This is a genomic window from Chitinivorax sp. B (genome assembly GCF_005503445.1).
GTDB lineage: Bacteria > Pseudomonadota > Gammaproteobacteria > Burkholderiales > SCOH01 > Chitinivorax.
This window is the reverse complement of record NZ_SCOH01000039.1, coordinates 15443-32907: the sequence shown is the minus strand read 5'-3', so window position 1 is coordinate 32907 and position 17465 is coordinate 15443. Positions and strand designations below refer to the sequence as shown.

Sequence of the window (17465 nt, the reverse complement as noted above, 5' to 3'; positions counted from 1 at the left end):
GTTTACTTCCATCTAGCGCTTGCTCGAATTTATTAGTATCGTCCAGCATACCGGTTTTGGTCAGCTGGTCTTGCAAGCTATATATTCAAAGGATCAGGCATGTTATGCCCGGTTAAAGAATTCCCGTCTGCCACGCATCTGTTTGATGCACTGCAAAAGTAACTCAAAGTCGCCCTCGTCATCAACCAGATTCAACTGTGCTGCATTCACAATCAGCAATGGTGAATCATCATAGCTATGAAAAAACCGGCTGTAGCGTTCTGACAGTTGTTTGAGATAGTGCTCTTCAATTCCTGTTTCATAGCTTCGTGCACGCTGCTGAATACGCTGCAACGCCACCGGGACCGGCAACTGCAAGTAAATGACCAAGTCTGGTTTAGGCGCTTTCGGACCATAGAGCTGATATATCGAACGATATAACCGCCATTCTTCTTCGCTTAAATTCAACTCGGCGAAGATCAGTTCCTTCCCCAGCATGAAATCAGCCACAACCTGGGCAGAAAACAAATCCAGTTGCTGCAGTGGTGTCAATTGTTCGGTGCGTTGCAACAGAAAAGACAGCTGGGTTTGCAGAGCGTAGCGGGATGGATCTTGGTAGAACTTGGCCAGGAAAGAATTGGATTCGGGTGACTCCAGCATCGGTAAGGCGTGAAGATGTGACGCCAATTGCTTGGCGAGACTACTTTTACCCGCACCAATGATCCCTTCAACCACAATATAGCGACACTGGGCCAGATCCATTTTATTCCTCGTTCATGCGCTCGATGGCCTGATCCGCACATGCGGGAAGAAACGCTGTTGCCGGACCAACACCAGGAATCCGGCAGTCCGGCAATACATCCAATAACGGCAACAACACAAAAGCACGTTCATGCATACGAGGATGCGGCACTTTCAATTGCAGCTCATCAATACACTGATCACCGTAGAGCAGGATGTCCAGATCCAACGTACGCGGTGCATTGCGAAAGGAGCGTTCACGGCCAAATTGCTGTTCCAATGCTTGCAGGGCTTGCAGCAACGCCTGCGGCAACAAACTGGTTTCGATCAACGCAACGGCATTGACGAAATCCGGTTGATCAACATAACCGACTGGTGCGCTTCGGTAAAGGGGGGACAAACGCAATAATCTGGTATCAGGTAACGCGCCCAATCTACGTGCGGCGTCCCGCACTTGCTCGGCTGGTTGTGCTAGATTAGCCCCCAGCGCGATACATGCCATACAACCACTCAATCGACCTCTCCTACTCTTTCTCCTGGTTTTGCGCCTGGTTTGCGCCGACGCCGACGCCGCTTCTTGGCAGGTTGGGCCTCATCTTTGATCAACATGCGCTCGCGCTCGGCATTCTCCACTACCTGAAAGCGCGTCCACCAGTTGGCCAGTTCCATCTCAACCTCGCCGCTTTCAGCGCGCAAATGCAGAAAGTCATAGCCCGCACGGAAACGTGGATTCTCCAGCAAACGGAATGGGCGCTTACCTGCACGTTGTTCAAAGCGTGGTTGTAGAGCCCAGATTTCTTTCATGGTGACACTATAACGGCGTGGAATCGCCAACTTCTCTTCTTGCACAGCCAATACCTCATCCATGGCCGCAAACAGGGCTGGTATCGGCAACTCCCCTGCCGCTTCGCGGTTTTTCCAACAGGCCAACACTTCATGCCAAAGCAAAGACGCAAACAAGAATCCTACCGATACTGGTTTATCTGCTTGGATACGTTGATCAGTATTGTCGAGCGCCAGTTGGACAAACCGCTCCCCCAATGGCTGCTCCATGATGACATCCAGCAATGGGAAGAATCCATGATGCAAGCCTTGATCTCGAAGCTGCTTCAAACACTGACGTGAATGGCCGGAAAACAGCAATTTCAGCATCTCATCAAACAGACGCGCAGCGGGCACGTTCTTCAGCAAGGCTGCCATGGTAGCGATCGGCTGACTTGTGGCTGCATCAATGATCAAACCCAACTTCGCCGATAGCCGCACTGCACGCAACATCCGCACCGGATCTTCGCGGTAACGCAATGCCGGATCGCCAATCATTACCAAACGGCGTGCCTTGATGTCCTCTACCCCACGGTGGTAGTCAATGACTTCCTGAGTGGTGGGATTGTAATAAAGTGCGTTGGCTGTGAAATCACGGCGGCGAGCGTCCTGTTCCTGATTGCCCCAGACGTTGTCATGCAAAATTCGACCTGTTGCATCCACCACCTGCCCTTCATCCGAATCACCACGGAAAGTCGTGACTTCAATCACTTCATCGCGTCCAAAGGTCACGTGCACTATCTTGAAGCGACGTCCGATGATGCGGGACCGACGGAACAACGCATGAACCTGCTCTGGCGTCGCGCTAGTCGCAATATCAAAATCTTTTGGCAACTGGCCGAGCAGCAAGTCGCGCACTGCGCCACCAACGACATAAGCCTGATAGCCCGCTTCCTGCAACTTGTCGGTGACTTTCAGTGCCGAAGCCGCAATGTGCTCGCGACCCACACCATGTTGCTTATAAGGGATGACAACCGCACGCTGCCCTTTGCCGGCTTTGCGCCTGCCAAATACGCGCTGGATAAGTTTCTGAATCATTGAGGAATTTGTTATATAGCGAACTATTCGCGAAAAATGGCGCAATTATACATGGTTGTAGCACTAGCAAGCGGGATCATCACCAGCCAATTGCGGTCAACCAGGCCAACGTACCACCCCGACAAAGTAAAAAGGCCGCTTGAATCAAGCGACCTTTCTGATCTGACATGTCAATGTATCACGGCAGCTTAGCCGCCACGAATCACAAAAATGCGCGGCATTGGGTTTGGGGTATTGTGACCAAACCAGCGTTCGAAGATTTTGCTGGCCTCACCCGTTTTTTCCATATCCAGCAATGCATCATTCACCATTTTCAGCAAACGCTTTTCACCTTTCCGTACGGCAACCCCATAGGTCTCCAGTGAAATAGGCACGTTCGGAATCTCATACTGCTTCCTGTTGGCCATTTTATTGAGCAGCCCTGCCAGGATCGGCTCATCGGTGGTAACAGCCTCCAATCGGCCATCAGACAGCGCTTTGACCGCTTCAGGATAATCTTCGAACAGCATGATATTTGCGTTTGGCAACGCCTTACGAACCTGCTTTTCCGATGTTGAACCTTTGACCGTGCCAATCGCAGCCGTTTCAATATCTGCCAGATCCTTCATGCGACCAGCCTTGGTCAGGAATTTCTGCCCCGTTACGAAGTAGCCATAGCTGAAATCAACCTGAGCCTCACGTTCAGCATTTTTGGTAAAGGTGGCAATCACCATGTCCACCTTTTTGTCTTTCAGCCAAGTAATACGATCAGCAGAATCCACCGGCTTGGCCAACAACTTCACATTCAATCGCTTGGCAATGGCTGCGGCAAAATCCACATCATAGCCCGATACCGTACGCGTCTTTGGATCCAATACGCCAAAGGGTGGTAGCGAATCCTTTACACCTACCACCAATTCGCCTTTCTTCTGGATGTCATCCAGATCGTCAGCCATCGCCGGTATGGTTGCAGTGAATAGCGCCGCCGCCAGGAATATTGTTTTGAACATGATGCCCCTCTCTATAGGTATCAACCTGCCCCACGGCGCGGGGCACGAGTCAAATATCATAATATATGAATATTTAACTATAGTCACATCCCCTAATATCTTCACTATAGACAGTGCACCCAATTCAAGAAATTTTTCTTACAAGATCAAAGGCTCCGGCTCTATCTCAACCCCAAATCGCTGCATGACAGACTGCTGTATCTGCTTGGCCAAACTATATATCTCTGGTCCTGTCGCACCACCGTGATTGACCAAGACCAATGCCTGCTTGGCATATACCCCTGCAGCCCCTGCATTGAACCCTTTCCAGCCACATTGATCAATCAACCAACCAGCGGCCAGCTTCGCCTTGCCTTCTGCTTGTGGATAGACTGGCATGGTCGGATTGGCAGCCTTCAACACATCGGCCTGCGTCTGCGCCACGATCGGGTTCTTGAAGAAGCTACCTGCATTACCCAACTCTGTGGGATCTGGCAACTTACGGCGGCGGATATCGCAGATTGCTTGTGAGATCGACTGAGCATTGAGCTCGGTCACGCCACCTGCAATCAGTTCGGCCTGTACCTCACCATAACCAGTATGCCAGGTTGGGACTTTAGGGAGGCGAAAAGTCACATCGACAATGATATAGCGGCCGACCTCACCATGCTTGAATACGCTATCGCGGTATCCAAACTGGCATTCTGCCTTCGCCAGCGTACAAAGCCGCCCTGTTTGCGTATCCAGCGCCGTCAGTTGATGGAACAGGTCTTTCATCTCCACCCCGTAGGCACCGACATTCTGGATAGGACTAGCCCCCACGGTACCGGGGATCAATGACAAGTTTTCCAGGCCGGCCCAGCCTTGCGCAATCGTCCATTGAACAAAGTCATGCCAGTTCTCACCAGCCATTCCTTTGACATAGACGGCATCGGCATCCTCCGCGACACAGTCGCGACCATGTAAGGACAGCTTGATGACCAAGCCATCAAACGGGCGCGTCAGCAGGATATTGCTGCCGCCACCTAGCACCAGTCTGGGCTTTTCCTTCATGTCGGTATCGGCCAGCACTGCCTGCAATTCAACCAACGAGTGAACTTGCACAAAAAAACGGGCAGGCACATCAACGCCAAAGGTGTTGAACGACTTTAACGATATGTTGGATTGGAACTCAGGCAGACTCACGACACACTCCGAATTGGGCGCACCGATCAGGTAGCCCCAACATTTCAACAGCCATTTCAACGAAAACGGCGTGCAATATGAACCAGATAGGCTAACAATGGCGCAGCGGCAACCGTCAGTGACAGCACCAGTGCTGTCCAGAACCCAGGCGCCCCCATCGGCTGTCCGTTATTCACGAAGGACACGCCCTGCAAGCCCAACATGTAACCGCCGAATATGCCCACAATCCAGAATGCCACCACTTGGATCACCATTGGCAACGTCGTTACCTTGTAACCACGCAATGCACCGGTCGCACTGACTTGGACTGCATCGGGTATCTGATATGCAGCAGCAAACATCAACAAGGTCACGGCCATGGCCTGCACGGCCTTATCCGGTGTATACATGGCAGCAATATGGCCCGCGCCGAGCAGAATCAGCATTGCCGTGGCCAGCGCAATCAACATTACCAATTGCATGCCAACCTTGCAGGTATGGGCTGCAAGGCGATACTGCCCCGCACCGACATGCTGCCCAACCCGGACGGTCAAGGCAGATGAAATGCCAAATGGCAGCATATAGGTTTGTGCCGAGAAGTTGAGCGTGATCTGATGAGATGCCACCACGGTGGCACCCAACCGGGCCAACATCAGCGCCACGATGGTAAATGCACTGACCTCGGCCAGATAGGTCAAACCGATTGGCAACCCCAACCGCAGCAAACGTTTCTGATCTGACCAACGTGGCCATTCGAACTGACGCCATAACTCAAACTGCTGATAGAACCGCTGTCGACTGGTATAGGCAATCAGTGCAATCAATGAAAACCAGTTGACCAGGGCACTTGCCCAACCACACCCAGCGCCCCCCATGGCAGGCAATCCAAAATGACCATAGATCAGCACATAATTGGCGGGCACATTCAATGCCAGTGCCAGCAAGCTGATCACCATGATCGGCTTGGTACGGGACACGCTGGCAGTGTACGCATTGAATACCTTGTAGAGTAGAAAAGCCGGCATGCCAACCGCCACCCCTTCCATGAATCCGGTGGCTTTCTCGGCCACATCGGGCGCAGCCTTCGCCAGCTCCAACACGGCGGGCGCACCAAATTTCAACAATGCGATGGCGATCAGGCCCAAAGCAACAGCCAGCCACATTCCCTGACGCATGATGCCGCCGATTTCCTGATATCGCTTGCCACCATAGGCCTGAGCGATCATCGGGCTAACGGCCAGCAATATCCCGGTGAATGCGAGGACAATGGTAATCCAGATACTGGCGCCAAGTGACACGCCAGCCAAATCAGCGGCAGAGACGCGACCGGCCATGACCGTATCAACGAAAGCCATGGCAGTTTGCGCCAACTGGGCAATGATGATGGGCCCGGCCAGCTTGAGAATTGAACGGCTTTCGACAGCAAAACCGGGAATGGGAGTATCAACAGGTGTACGACTAGGCATAAAGTCACAACAAAAAATAAAAAAGCGGCCGAAGCCGCTTTTAGTTTGGCAAAGTTTCGGTCGGGAAGACAATCAGTGTTTTTGCGCGCCCATTATTCGGGCATCAGGCCAATCGGCCCGGGTGCTCAGCGACAAGGGATGCGCTCACCAGCGCCCAATCTCCCACCAAGCGATTGATCTGCAAAGCCTGTTCAAATGTGATGGCACGTACACCGTAACGGCCGGCACTGAATTCGACGGGTTCGGCTACCAATTTGGCGATCTGCGCCAAAATCTGTTGACGTGAGCCTGCCACGGTACCGGGATGAAATGCAATCTCAATCCGGCTATGCGGATGGCCACGGGGTGGCAAACCAACATCGGCAATCGCCGGTGTGCCAATACGCTCATGTCGAGTGTTGGAAAGGCTGGTTTCGTCCAGATAACAATCAAACATGTTGATCTCCTGTTGCGAGCATGGATCGCGCGCCTTGAGATAAGTTCCGCCGGCGACGCTTTAGCGGTATTTCGGATGCGCCCCGCAAGTTGTCCGTTAAATCGGCGCGAAAACGGAATATAGCCTGCCACAGCCCAGTTGAACAAGCGATGAACCGGCAAAAGCAAAAAACCCGCTTGCATTCTGCAAAGCGGGTTTGGGAAATCTAGAATCCGTTTCTTCACCACGCTTTAGCTGTATTTGTAGTGCGCCCGCAAGCTGTGTTCAAATTGGCGCGAATAGGCCGCAATGTAAAACCATCCGCCCAACCTGTCAAGTGGGCCCTGATCACCCGCCAAACTGTGAATCAATCATGACGACAATGACTTGGCCCAAACTGCTTTCAGCAGAGCGACTGGGCAACAACAAACCTACCGGGCAAGATGCCGCCCGCTCGGACTTTCATAAAGACCATGATCGAATTGTCTTTTCCAGTGCCTTTCGGCGGCTTGGCCGGAAAACACAGGTGCATCCGATGTCGGAAAACGATCATGTGCACACCCGCCTCACCCATTCCATTGAAGTAGCTGCCGTTGGCCGCAGTCTCGGGGTCATGGCAGGACATCATCTGGCAAAGAAAATGCCTGCTGGTATCGCACCGACAGACATCGGAGCCATTGTTCAGGCAGCTTGCTTGGCGCACGATATTGGTAACCCACCATTCGGCCATGCCGGGGAATATGCGATTCGCGACTGGTTCTGTCAAGAGCAGAACCGAGCTCTCCTCGCACCACTGTCTGAACTGGAACGCAAAGATCTGCAAACCTTCGAGGGCAATGCCCATGGCTTTCGCGTAGTCACCCAATTGGAAAACCACCGTTTTGCTGGCGGCCTTCGATTGACCTATGCCACATTGGGCGCCTTATTGAAATACCCATGGACCGTGGAGCACGCCGGCGATAGAGAGAAGTTCTCCTGTTACCAAGCTGAACTCCCGTTATTAAGCTGCATCGCAGAACAACTGGGACTGATTGAAATAGGGCATCAGCGATGGGCTCGTCATCCACTGTCTTATCTGATGGAAGCTGCCGACGACATCTGCTACGCCATACTGGACTTGGAAGACGGTATCGAAATTGGCGTGCTGGGTTATGAACAAGTTGAGCCCATTCTGGTTCAAATGATCGGCGACAGCACGGAGCTACACGAAGAACTGGCTGAGGCCCCTACCACCCGGCGCAAGATTTCGCTGTTACGTGGTCAAGCCATCCAGCGCCTGGTCAACGCAGCCGCACTCAGCTTTGCTCGACACCATGACAGTCTGATGGCTGGTGAAATTGAGCACGATCTACTGGCCACCTGTCCTGCCCATGTGATAGACAGCCTTAACGAAGCCAAGCATTTGGCACGAACCAAGATCTTCAATACTCGACAAAAGGTCGAGATTGAGGTCGGTGCCTACACCACACTGGATGTATTGCTGGAAACCTTCCTGACTGCTGTCTATCAGCAGAAAACCAGTGGCACCTTATCTTTCCGCGCCAAACGCACGTTGGATCTGATGGAGCACAACGTGCCGGAGCGTGATTGGCCGCTTTATCTGGCCTATATGCGGGTACTGGACTTCATCGGCGGCATGACTGACAACTACGCTGGCTACCTGGCCCGGCAAGTCGGCGGATTGACGCAATAAGCAATTGAATAAAAACTACTTAGTCTTTGATCCACCCTTGTGCCATGGCGTATTTCACCAGTCCAGCTGCCGTATCGATACCCAACTTGCGGCGCAGGCTCAGTCGATGAGCTTCGGCAGTACGGACGCTAATGTCGAGCTGCTGGGCAACAGCTTTGTTGGAGAGGCCTTGCGCCAACAGCATCAGCACTTCACGCTCACGATCCGTCAATGAATCGCTGGCGGGCTTCGGGGCGACCAGGGCGCTGGCAACCGTCGCGCTGTAGTAGCTGCCACCCGCAGCGACCGCATCAATGGCGGCAATGATCTCCTGTGAGCCGGCGTCCTTCAGCACATAGCCTTTTGCACCGGCGCGCATGGCACTAGTCACATATTCGTGGTTGTCATACATGCTAAGGATCAACACCTTCACATTAGGGCAACGTTCGCGTAACAACTCAGTCAGGCGGATACCGTTCATATCTTTCATGCTGATGTCGACCAACATCAGATCCGGTTTATGGATTGCCGCCAGATTGAGCGCCTCAGCACCGCCGCCAGCTTCACCCACCAATTCGAACTGTGGCACGGCAGCCAGACGGGCTCGCAGGCCATCCCGTACCAACGGGTGATCGTCAACCAGCATCAGCCGGACGCGAGGTTTGATAGCGGAAAGAATTCGTGTCATGTTGTTGCCTCGTTGGATAGCGGCAGGCACACCTCAAGGCGGGTGCGGCCGGGAACAGAAGAAAGTTGGAACTGGCCGCCCAGATGTTCGACCCGTTCTCGGATATTGCGCAAGCCAATGCCCCCCCCGCGATCAATGTGGCTGGTATCGAAACCACCGCCATTATCGGTGATGGCCAGACGAACCAGGGTGGGCTCGCGGGACAGTTCGATCTGCACCTCGCTGGCCTCGGCATGGCGCTCGGTATTGGTCAGGGCTTCCTGAGCAATGCGGAACAACGCAATGGCTTCGTGATCCGGGACGACGAAGTCCGCCAATTTGTTGTTGAAATTGACCGCCACCCAGTTGCGTAACTCGAATTCATTGGCCAATTGCGCGATCGCTGCGGACAAGCCCAGTGTATCCAGAATGGAGGAACGCAGATCGTGTGAGATGCGGCGCACCTCGCCAATGGCATCAGACAGGCCTTCGATACCCTTATGCAGGTCCTCCACCGCACCGATCCCGCCATGTTCTACCTTGTACTGCGCCAGCTCAAACTGAAACTTGGTCGACACCAGTACCTGTGAAATACCGTCATGTAAATCACGCGCGACGCGGGCGCGTTCTTCTTCCTGCAAGGTGACAATCCGCTGCGCCAAGGCTTTGAGTTTGTCATCGGCCAGCCGTTGCTCGCTGACATTCAGGGCCAAACCAGCACCAAATACGATCAATACGGCCACCAACGCGACCGCACCAAGACCAAACAGGGTTTTCTGGACGTTGTCCGCCGCACGTTCACGTGCCTCGGCCATCGCATGTTCCACATCATCCAGATAGATGCCGGTACCCACGACCCAGCCCCAACGTTCCAACAGCACTACATAACCCAACTTTTCCGTCATCTGGTGAGTGGATGGTTTTTCCCAACCATAGCGTTGATAACCATCACCGCGTCGCGCGGCATCCACCAGCGAACGAATCACATGCCGCCCCTGCTGATCCGTCAAATTCCAGAGATTGCGTCCAACCAGACTAGGTTGACGAGGATGGACCAGGTTGTTGCCAGCCAAATCGTAGACGAAAAAATAGCCGTCATTGCCATAGCTCAGTGAACGCAATACCGCCTTGGCCTGGTCCTGCGCGTTACGATCGTTACGACCGGATTGGTAGTATGGCTCGATGGAACTGAGCGCAAGACCCACATAATGTTTCAGTTCAGCCCGCTTGGATGCCAGGAAGGTTTCTTCAATCAGTTGCGCCTGCTGTTCCGCCACCCGCTCCGCACGCTGCCAGACCAATAAGGCGATCGCTCCCAAAGCCAGCAGCAATGGCAGGATGGTCAGCGCGACAATCTTGTGTTTTAAATTCATCAGCGGGTAAATCTCATGTGCGCAAGTCGTTGTCAAGTCAGCATTTGGGCCTGATTGGTAGTACTACCTACCCATCACAAGTAGTACTGCGAATTTTTAATATGCTCTAAAAGGAGAATAGTAGAGCCCAAGCTCTGAACCCAGTATTTACCCTAGTCCGTCCGCATATCCTCAGCTGGGTTCCTGCTCCCTTTCCCTGACACAACGTCGGCCCATGTAGCCGGCCTGCAATATTTGGAGACAGACTATGCCCCCCATCGCCCAGCATGTGGCGTTCGGTGCAATCGGTGCCATTGGCGCTTTTGCACTGGGTACCGTGGCCCTGCACCGCGGTGAATCCATCAACGCCTTATGGATTGTCGTTGCTGCCGTATCGGTTTACCTGATTGCATATCGTTACTATGGCTTGTTCATCGCCAACAAGGTGATGAAGCTGGATGCCAACCGTGCGACACCTGCCGTACGTCACAATGACGGCCTGGATTATGTGCCGACCAACAAACATGTGCTGTTCGGCCATCACTTTGCGGCAATTGCCGGTGCAGGCCCATTGGTAGGGCCCGTGCTGGCAGCGCAGCTGGGCTATCTGCCAGGCATGCTGTGGATTCTGGCGGGCGTGGTATTGGCCGGAGCCGTACAGGATTTCATGGTGCTGTTCATCTCCACGCGTCGTGATGGCCGCTCGCTGGGCGATCTGATCAAGTCGGAAATCGGTCACGTCCCCGGTGTGATTGCGCTGTTTGGTACGTTCATGATCATGGTGATCATTCTGGCTGTATTGGCGTTGATTGTGGTGAAAGCCCTCGCAGAAAGCCCCTGGGGTGCATTTACCGTTGCGGCAACCATCCCGATTGCGTTGTTCATGGGGGTTTACAGCCGCTATTTGCGCCCGGGCCGTATCGGTGAAGTCTCTGTCATTGGTTTTGTTATGTTGATGCTGGCAATCTGGGGTGGCGGGCTGGTTGCGGCCGATGCAGTATGGGGCCCTGCTTTCACCTTTACCGGTGTGCAATTGACCTGGATGCTGATCGGCTACGGATTTATCGCCTCCGTCATGCCAGTGTGGCTACTGCTGGCTCCCCGCGATTACCTGTCTACTTTTCTGAAAATCGGTACTATTGTCGGGCTGGCAATCGGCATCTTGATTGTCGCGCCTGAAATGAAGATGCCAGCACTGACCAAGTTCATCGATGGAACCGGGCCAGTCTGGGCTGGTAATCTGTTCCCATTCCTGTTCATCACCATTGCCTGTGGCGCCGTTTCAGGCTTTCATGCACTGATTTCGTCCGGCACCACCCCCAAGCTGATCGAAAACGAAACCCACATGCCGTTTATCGGTTATGGTGGCATGTTGATGGAAAGCTTTGTTGCCATCATGGCGCTGATTGCCGCGTCGGTCATCGACCCAGGTGTTTACTTTGTGATGAACAGCCCGGCCGCTGTCATTGGCAAAACCGCCGAAAGTGCAGCAACGGCCGTTTCCAACTTCGGTTTTCTGATCACACCGGAAATGATCAACCAGACGGCCAAGGACTTGGGCGAGCATTCGATCATCTCGCGTGCTGGCGGCGCACCGACTTTAGCGGTCGGTATGGCACAGATTCTGTCCAGCGTGTTTGGCGGCGATAGCATGAAAGCCTTCTGGTATCACTTTGCCATCCTGTTCGAGGCACTGTTCATTCTGACTGCAGTCGATGCCGGCACTCGGGCTGGGCGTTTCATGCTGCAAGATCTGATGGGCGCTTTCATGCCATCCATGAAACGTACCGATTCATGGGTTGCCAGCCTGACCGCCACCGGCTTGTGTGTCGCCGCATGGGGTTATTTCCTGTATCAGGGGGTGGTTGATCCGCTTGGCGGCATCAATACGCTCTGGCCACTATTCGGCATTGCCAATCAGATGCTGGCCGGTATCGCCTTGGTCCTGGCAACGGTCGTACTGTTCAAGTTGAAGCGTGAACGCTATGCCTGGGTCACCATCATCCCGACCATTTGGCTGCTGATCTGCACGTTGACAGCAGGCTGGTTGAAAGTGTTTTCGGATAATCCCAAAGTAGGCTTCCTGGCTCACGCCCACAGGTATGAAACAGCCATCGCCAAGGGCGAGGTACTGGCCCCTGCCAAAAGCCTGACCCAAATGCAACAGGTCGTCTTCAACGATTATCTGGATGCCACACTGGCTGGCGGATTCATGCTGCTGGTGATCAGCATTTTGTTCTTCGGCGCAAGAGCGTGCTGGCAGGCTTATCGCGTGTCACACCCCACTGCACGCGAACTGCCCTTGCCGGCATCCCCAGCCAAGGCCTGACCGATGTTCGACCAGCTTGGAAAACTGGGCAAGTATTTAGGGCAGGCTGCCAATCTGATGGTGGGGCTGCCCGATTACGACGCCTATGTACAACACATGCGGACCACTCACCCTGAGCAGGAACCGATGAGCTACGAGGCTTTCTTTCGTGAAAGACAGGAAGCCCGCTACGGTGGCAAAGTAGGCAAATGCTGTTAACCGATGCATCTCGCCTGATCATTCGACCTGCTGTGCACGCGGAGCTGGCGCAGCTGCCTGTCGTCGAACAGGCTGCTGCGCTGCGCTTTACTCCAGCAGACCTGCCCGCCTCCATACGCAGCCAAGCGACACCACTTGCCATGTTGCAGACTGCACATCGCCAAGACCTGCTTTGGGTCGCCTGTGTAGATAGCCTGTTGGCTGGATTTCTATTTGCGGAAGTGACCGATGATGGCCTACACATTGGCGAAATGAGTGTGTTGCCAGATCAGGGCAAACAGGGCTTGGGAACGGCCTTGCTGAATGCAGCCATCTCAGCTGCAGCTAGCCAACAACATGCTGCCATCACCCTTACCACGTTTCAACACGTGCCGTGGAACGCCCCGTTTTATCTGAAACGGGGCGTTCACATCACCCCGACAGACCTATGCAGCCGGGCCATGCGAGCCAGGCTGGCGCGTGAAACACAATTGGGCCTATATCACCGTGTTGCCATGTGTAAATTGGTATCGATCACGGTTGACACCAGCCAGACCTAGTCAAGCGGATTAGTCACGAAATCTGATCAGTGTTATCAGCTTCAGCCAATTTATCGCGACAAGCTCGACCAATACACTGTGCCTCACGTCCTCGCCGTATGGCGGATAGATCAACAGTTCAAGATGAGGTGATTGTCATGGCTCAGCAAACGTTCAAAGGTAAAGTGGCATTGGTTGTTGGCGCATCCCGCAATATGGGGCGCGCATTTGCAGAAATGTTGGGGCAAGAAGGTGCAGCAGTGGCGGTACATTACCACAGCCCGTCGTCCCAGACCGGAGCGGAAGAAACGGCTGCCGCCATTCGCACAGCCGGAAGTGATGCAGCCTTGTTTCAGGCCGATGTCACCAAGGTTGCCGAAGTACGTCAATTGTTTGATGCAGTCGAAGCTCGTTTTGGTCACCTCGATATCCTGATCAATACCGCTGGCCAAGTATTGAAGAAGGCCTACGTGGAGATCAACGAAGTGGAATACGACCAAATCTTCAACCTGAATACCAAAGCCGCCTTCTTCTGCATGCAGGAAGCTGCCAAACGCCTGCGCGACAATGGTCGCATCCTGAATCTGGGTACCACATTGCTGGGGGCAACGACTGGTTACTATGCCGCCTATGCGGGCAGCAAGGCACCGCTGGAAGCCTTTACTCGTGCGCTGGCCAAAGAAATCGGCCATCGTGGCATCACGGTCAACACCATGTGCCCCGGGCCGATGAACACATCGTTCTTCTACCCGGCTGAAACACCCGAATCGGTAGCGTACCTGAAAGCCGCCAGCGTAACCGGTCAGTTGGGTGAGGTAAAAGATCTGGTACCGCTAGCCAAGCTACTGGTATCGCCGGAGGGCCACTGGATCACCGCCCAGTCCATCTTCATCAACGGTGGCTTTCTGGCACGGTAAGTCGGCCCAGTAAGGTAACAAGACACCAGTGCGGATAGGTACTGGTGTCTTGTCGTTGGTGACCTACCCGGTCGCAGTCAATCGGTGTGCTCTGGTAAGCTGATGGCAACATAGCCCAGGTAAGGAGAATGCACCATGGAACAGGTGTTGTTGGTGACTGGCGCCAGCCGTGGCATCGGCGCCGCCACAGCCAAACTGGCGGCCCTGTATGGCTACAAGATCTGCGTCAATTACCGACATGATGCAGCCGCAGCTGCGTCAGTCGTCGACACCATTTGCCAGCAGGGTGGACATGCCATTGCATTGCAGGCCGATGTCGCCATTGAAGAGGACGTCACCCGGCTGTTCAATACGCTGGATACAAGGCTTGGACGAATCACAGCACTGGTGAACAATGCCGGCATCCTGGAGCAGCAAATGCGCCTGGGAAACATGGATGCAGCACGATTGCAGCGCATTATGTCGACCAATGTCATTGGCCCGTTTCTGTGTGCCAAAGCAGCAGTCAAACGAATGTCTACCCGTCATGGCGGACAAGGCGGCGCCATCGTGAATGTATCGTCGGCGGCGGCACGGCTGGGCTCCCCTGGCGAATACATTGACTATGCGGCCTCCAAGGGTGCGCTGGATACCATGACGCTGGGTCTGGCGCGTGAAGTCGCCGAGGAAGGCATTCGCGTCAATGCCGTGCGCCCAGGCTTCATCGACACCGACATGCACACCAGTGGCGGGGAACCGAACCGGATCGAGCGGGTCAAGCATGGCGTGCCAATGAAGCGTGGTGGCACTCCTCATGAAGTGGCGGAAGCCATTTTATGGCTGCTGTCAGACAAAGCCTCGTTCACCACGGGTGCATTCATTGATGTTGCTGGCGGCCGTTAAGCGCCGCGAAGTGGCTTCGCGGGGATTACCGTGTTGGCCAGTGTGGTGTTTCACGTAGATTGCGACTGACAAAAGTGATGGATTTCGCGACGAAGCGTCGGCGTGATGGACGCATTTTTTTGTCTCATTCCATGTGAGACACTACACTAGCTCGACCTCGCCAGTAACAGCCAAACCACAAGAATCGGGCATTGATTCACCATCAACCACCTATCTACCCACCTGACAATGGGCGTTTCACCAAACCAGACAGCGAGAACGCATGACCACCTCCCCGATCCCCGTCACTCTGCTCACCGGCTTTCTTGGCGCAGGCAAAACAACCTTGCTCAACCATATCCTGCGCGCGAACCATGGCTTTCAAATAGCGGTAATCGAAAACGAATTCGGCCCGGTCAACATCGATAGCCAGTTGTTGATCCAGGAAGCCAGTGAAGTAGTGGAAATGACCAACGGCTGCCTATGCTGCACCATTCGTGGCGATCTGGCGCATCACCTACGCTCGTTGCATGAACGTCGCTTGGCAGGCGAATTGAAGTTTGATCGGGTCGTCATTGAAACCACAGGTCTGGCCGACCCCTCCCCTATTGCTCAAACTTTTTTCGCGGCACAAGAACTGGCCGCAGCTTATGTACTGGATGCCGTCATTACCGTGGTTGACAGCCTGCATGGCCCCAAGCAGTTGGACGAACACGCCGTAGTACGCAAGCAGGTCGGCTTTGCAGACCGATTGCTGCTCTCCAAAACTGATCTGGTCAACGCCGAAGCAGTGGATGAATTGTGTGAGCGTTTGGCACGCATGAATCTGAATGCCCCGCAATACAGGCTGGATCACGGTGCCGTTGCATTGGATATGCTATTCAACGTTCGCGGGTTCCATCTGGATGAAGACCTGCTCGACAAACCTGTACCGATTCCATCCCGCCTCTATACCCCTGGCCAGGCAAACAAACAGGCTGCATTCCAGCCTATTACAAAATCCTTCAACGACGACATCATTGCGCTGCATCTAAGCCATGATGGCCCGGTCGATATGCAACGCATCAGCGCCTTCATGACAGCACTGATGGAAACCCATGGGGACGATCTGCTGAGACACAAAGGAGTCATTGCCATTGCCGGTGAACCACGTCGATTGGTCTTTCAGGGCGTACATCAAATTGCAGGGTTCGACTATGGCCGTGAATGGGGTGAGCAGATTCCACGTACCGATATCATCCTGATTGGCCGTGCATTACCGGTAACAGGACTGCAAAACGGGTTTGCTGCGTGTATTGCGCTTGCATGAGTTTCAACTGATCTGCCTGCCTTGGGCAACCCTGCCGAGCCTCAGCTCGCTACCGATCAAGGTCCGATCGAACTGGTTACCTGTTTGGACGGTGTTGACCATACCAAGGGGCATGACAGTTGCTGCAGTAACCCGCCATGTTCCCCAGAGTCACGCAATTGTTTGAGGCCTTCATTGAAATCCTGCAGCACTTTGGTGCTGGTTGGTTTGCTTCGGGTCAGCATCAAATGAGTGGTGAAACGGTCAGTCATCAACTTGGGATGGGCTGCCAACTGGTCGGCTTCTTCTTCACGAAAGAAACGTTTGAGCAGATCGCATGCCACGTTACGCTCCATCGGCACGATGTCGACACGTCCCAGTATCAGCTTCCGCAACGCAGCCAGATCATCCGGTGTAGCATCACCATGAAGCTTGCGGCTGGCGAGTCGGGCTCGGAAATCGGGTGTATAGGTATAGTCCTGAATCACCGCGATCTGGTAATTGGCCAAGTCATCCAGAGTCTGCCAGTCGAATGGGGTTTTGCGCCGATGCAGAAATACCCATTGTTCAGTCAGCACATTGTCGCTGAGCAGGAAATCACGCTCTCGTTCCGATGTTCGGCCCCAGTAGGCGGTGGCATCCCACTTACCGATTCGCGTTTCAGCCTGCGCCCGTGACCAGGGCATGAAATGGTATTCGACCTGGTAACCAACCCGTGCAAATGCCCGGCGTATGACATTCAACGCAATACCACTATCCGGGCGGGATTTGGTTGCGTAGGGGGGCAATTCGCCAGTGGCAATCTTCAATATGACCTGGGCCTGTAGCGGCTGTCCAAGCAGCATGCAATACAACACAGCATTCCACCACATCCACTGGCTTTGCTTCATTTTCGCCCTTGCCACACCGACTCATCATCCATTGCACCACTTGGCACAACCAGACACCTGTCCGACAGCAATCATGGTGTACTCGTTTCACCCAGATGATGTCGAATTCCATTTTATTGTAGGTAGACAGGATATGGATTTCGGAAAATAACGACACAAGGCCGGGTAGGCAGGATGAAC

General features: G+C 53.9%; 17 protein-coding genes. 7 read left to right on the top strand and 10 right to left on the bottom strand.

Annotated features, from left to right (window positions below; all coding sequences use genetic code 11):
- Window positions 1–102: 102 nt before the first annotated feature.
- From FFS57_RS19580 to FFS57_RS19550, 7 genes are all read right to left on the bottom strand, one after another.
- A complete protein-coding gene (locus FFS57_RS19580; RefSeq protein ID WP_137939509.1) occupies window positions 103–741 on the bottom strand; it encodes a deoxynucleoside kinase in 639 nt (212 codons plus the stop codon).
- A 1-nt stretch (window position 742) separates the two neighbouring features.
- On the bottom strand, window positions 743–1222 hold the full coding sequence (folK, locus tag FFS57_RS19575) for a 2-amino-4-hydroxy-6-hydroxymethyldihydropteridine diphosphokinase (RefSeq protein ID WP_137939508.1): 480 nt from the start codon (window positions 1220–1222) through the stop codon (window positions 743–745).
- Window positions 1223–1230: 8 nt separating this feature from the next.
- A complete protein-coding gene (gene pcnB / locus FFS57_RS19570; protein ID WP_137939507.1) occupies window positions 1231–2580 on the bottom strand; it encodes a polynucleotide adenylyltransferase PcnB in 1350 nt (449 codons plus the stop codon).
- A 188-nt stretch (window positions 2581–2768) separates the two neighbouring features.
- Window positions 2769–3569, bottom strand: coding sequence for a transporter substrate-binding domain-containing protein (locus tag FFS57_RS19565; RefSeq protein ID WP_137939506.1), 801 nt, complete (start codon window positions 3567–3569; stop codon window positions 2769–2771).
- A gap of 138 nt (window positions 3570–3707) precedes the next feature.
- Complete coding sequence (gene murB / locus FFS57_RS19560; RefSeq protein WP_137939522.1) at window positions 3708–4727, bottom strand: UDP-N-acetylmuramate dehydrogenase; 1020 nt, start codon at window positions 4725–4727, stop codon at window positions 3708–3710.
- Window positions 4728–4789: 62 nt separating this feature from the next.
- A complete protein-coding gene (locus FFS57_RS19555; protein WP_137939505.1) occupies window positions 4790–6178 on the bottom strand; it encodes an MATE family efflux transporter in 1389 nt (462 codons plus the stop codon).
- Between the two features lie 103 nt (window positions 6179–6281).
- Complete coding sequence (locus tag FFS57_RS19550) at window positions 6282–6614, bottom strand: hypothetical protein (protein WP_137939504.1); 333 nt, start codon at window positions 6612–6614, stop codon at window positions 6282–6284.
- A gap of 352 nt (window positions 6615–6966) precedes the next feature.
- On the opposite strand from FFS57_RS19550, the gene FFS57_RS19545 reads away from it, so the two are divergent.
- Complete coding sequence (locus FFS57_RS19545; protein WP_137939503.1) at window positions 6967–8286, top strand: deoxyguanosinetriphosphate triphosphohydrolase; 1320 nt, start codon at window positions 6967–6969, stop codon at window positions 8284–8286.
- A gap of 19 nt (window positions 8287–8305) precedes the next feature.
- On the opposite strand, the gene FFS57_RS19540 is transcribed toward FFS57_RS19545, so the two are convergent.
- Window positions 8306–8953, bottom strand: a complete 648-nt coding sequence (locus FFS57_RS19540; protein WP_137939502.1) for a response regulator — start codon at window positions 8951–8953, stop codon at window positions 8306–8308.
- The gene (locus FFS57_RS19535) at window positions 8950–10305 is read right to left on the bottom strand and encodes a cache domain-containing protein (RefSeq protein ID WP_137939501.1); all 1356 of its coding nucleotides are present in this window, start codon (window positions 10303–10305) and stop codon (window positions 8950–8952) included. Before FFS57_RS19535 ends, FFS57_RS19540 begins: the two co-directional genes overlap by 4 nt.
- A gap of 247 nt (window positions 10306–10552) precedes the next feature.
- Between FFS57_RS19535 and FFS57_RS19530 the strand changes: the two genes are divergently transcribed.
- The 6 genes from FFS57_RS19530 to FFS57_RS19505 all read left to right on the top strand — a co-directional run bounded on the left by FFS57_RS19530 (window position 10553) and on the right by FFS57_RS19505 (window position 16416).
- Complete coding sequence (locus FFS57_RS19530) at window positions 10553–12613, top strand: carbon starvation CstA family protein (protein WP_137939500.1); 2061 nt, start codon at window positions 10553–10555, stop codon at window positions 12611–12613.
- Between the two features lie 3 nt (window positions 12614–12616).
- Window positions 12617–12811, top strand: coding sequence for a YbdD/YjiX family protein (locus FFS57_RS19525; RefSeq protein WP_137939499.1), 195 nt, complete (start codon window positions 12617–12619; stop codon window positions 12809–12811).
- The gene (locus FFS57_RS19520) at window positions 12802–13350 is read left to right on the top strand and encodes a GNAT family N-acetyltransferase (protein WP_137939498.1); all 549 of its coding nucleotides are present in this window, start codon (window positions 12802–12804) and stop codon (window positions 13348–13350) included. The genes FFS57_RS19525 and FFS57_RS19520 overlap by 10 nt, the downstream gene beginning before the upstream one ends.
- Window positions 13351–13487: 137 nt before the next feature.
- Window positions 13488–14246: an SDR family oxidoreductase gene (locus FFS57_RS19515; RefSeq protein WP_137939497.1), complete on the top strand. Its 759-nt coding sequence runs from the start codon at window positions 13488–13490 to the stop codon at window positions 14244–14246.
- 135 nt (window positions 14247–14381) lie between these two features.
- The gene (locus FFS57_RS19510; protein ID WP_137939496.1) at window positions 14382–15128 is read left to right on the top strand and encodes an SDR family oxidoreductase; all 747 of its coding nucleotides are present in this window, start codon (window positions 14382–14384) and stop codon (window positions 15126–15128) included.
- 262 nt (window positions 15129–15390) lie between these two features.
- Entirely contained in the window at window positions 15391–16416 is a 1026-nt protein-coding gene (locus tag FFS57_RS19505) for a CobW family GTP-binding protein (protein ID WP_137939495.1), read from the top strand.
- Window positions 16417–16472: 56 nt separating this feature from the next.
- Here the strand turns inward: FFS57_RS19505 and FFS57_RS19500 are convergent, their stop codons facing one another.
- Window positions 16473–17285, bottom strand: a complete 813-nt coding sequence (locus FFS57_RS19500; protein ID WP_137939494.1) for a substrate-binding periplasmic protein — start codon at window positions 17283–17285, stop codon at window positions 16473–16475.
- Between the last annotated feature and the right edge of the window lie 180 nt (window positions 17286–17465).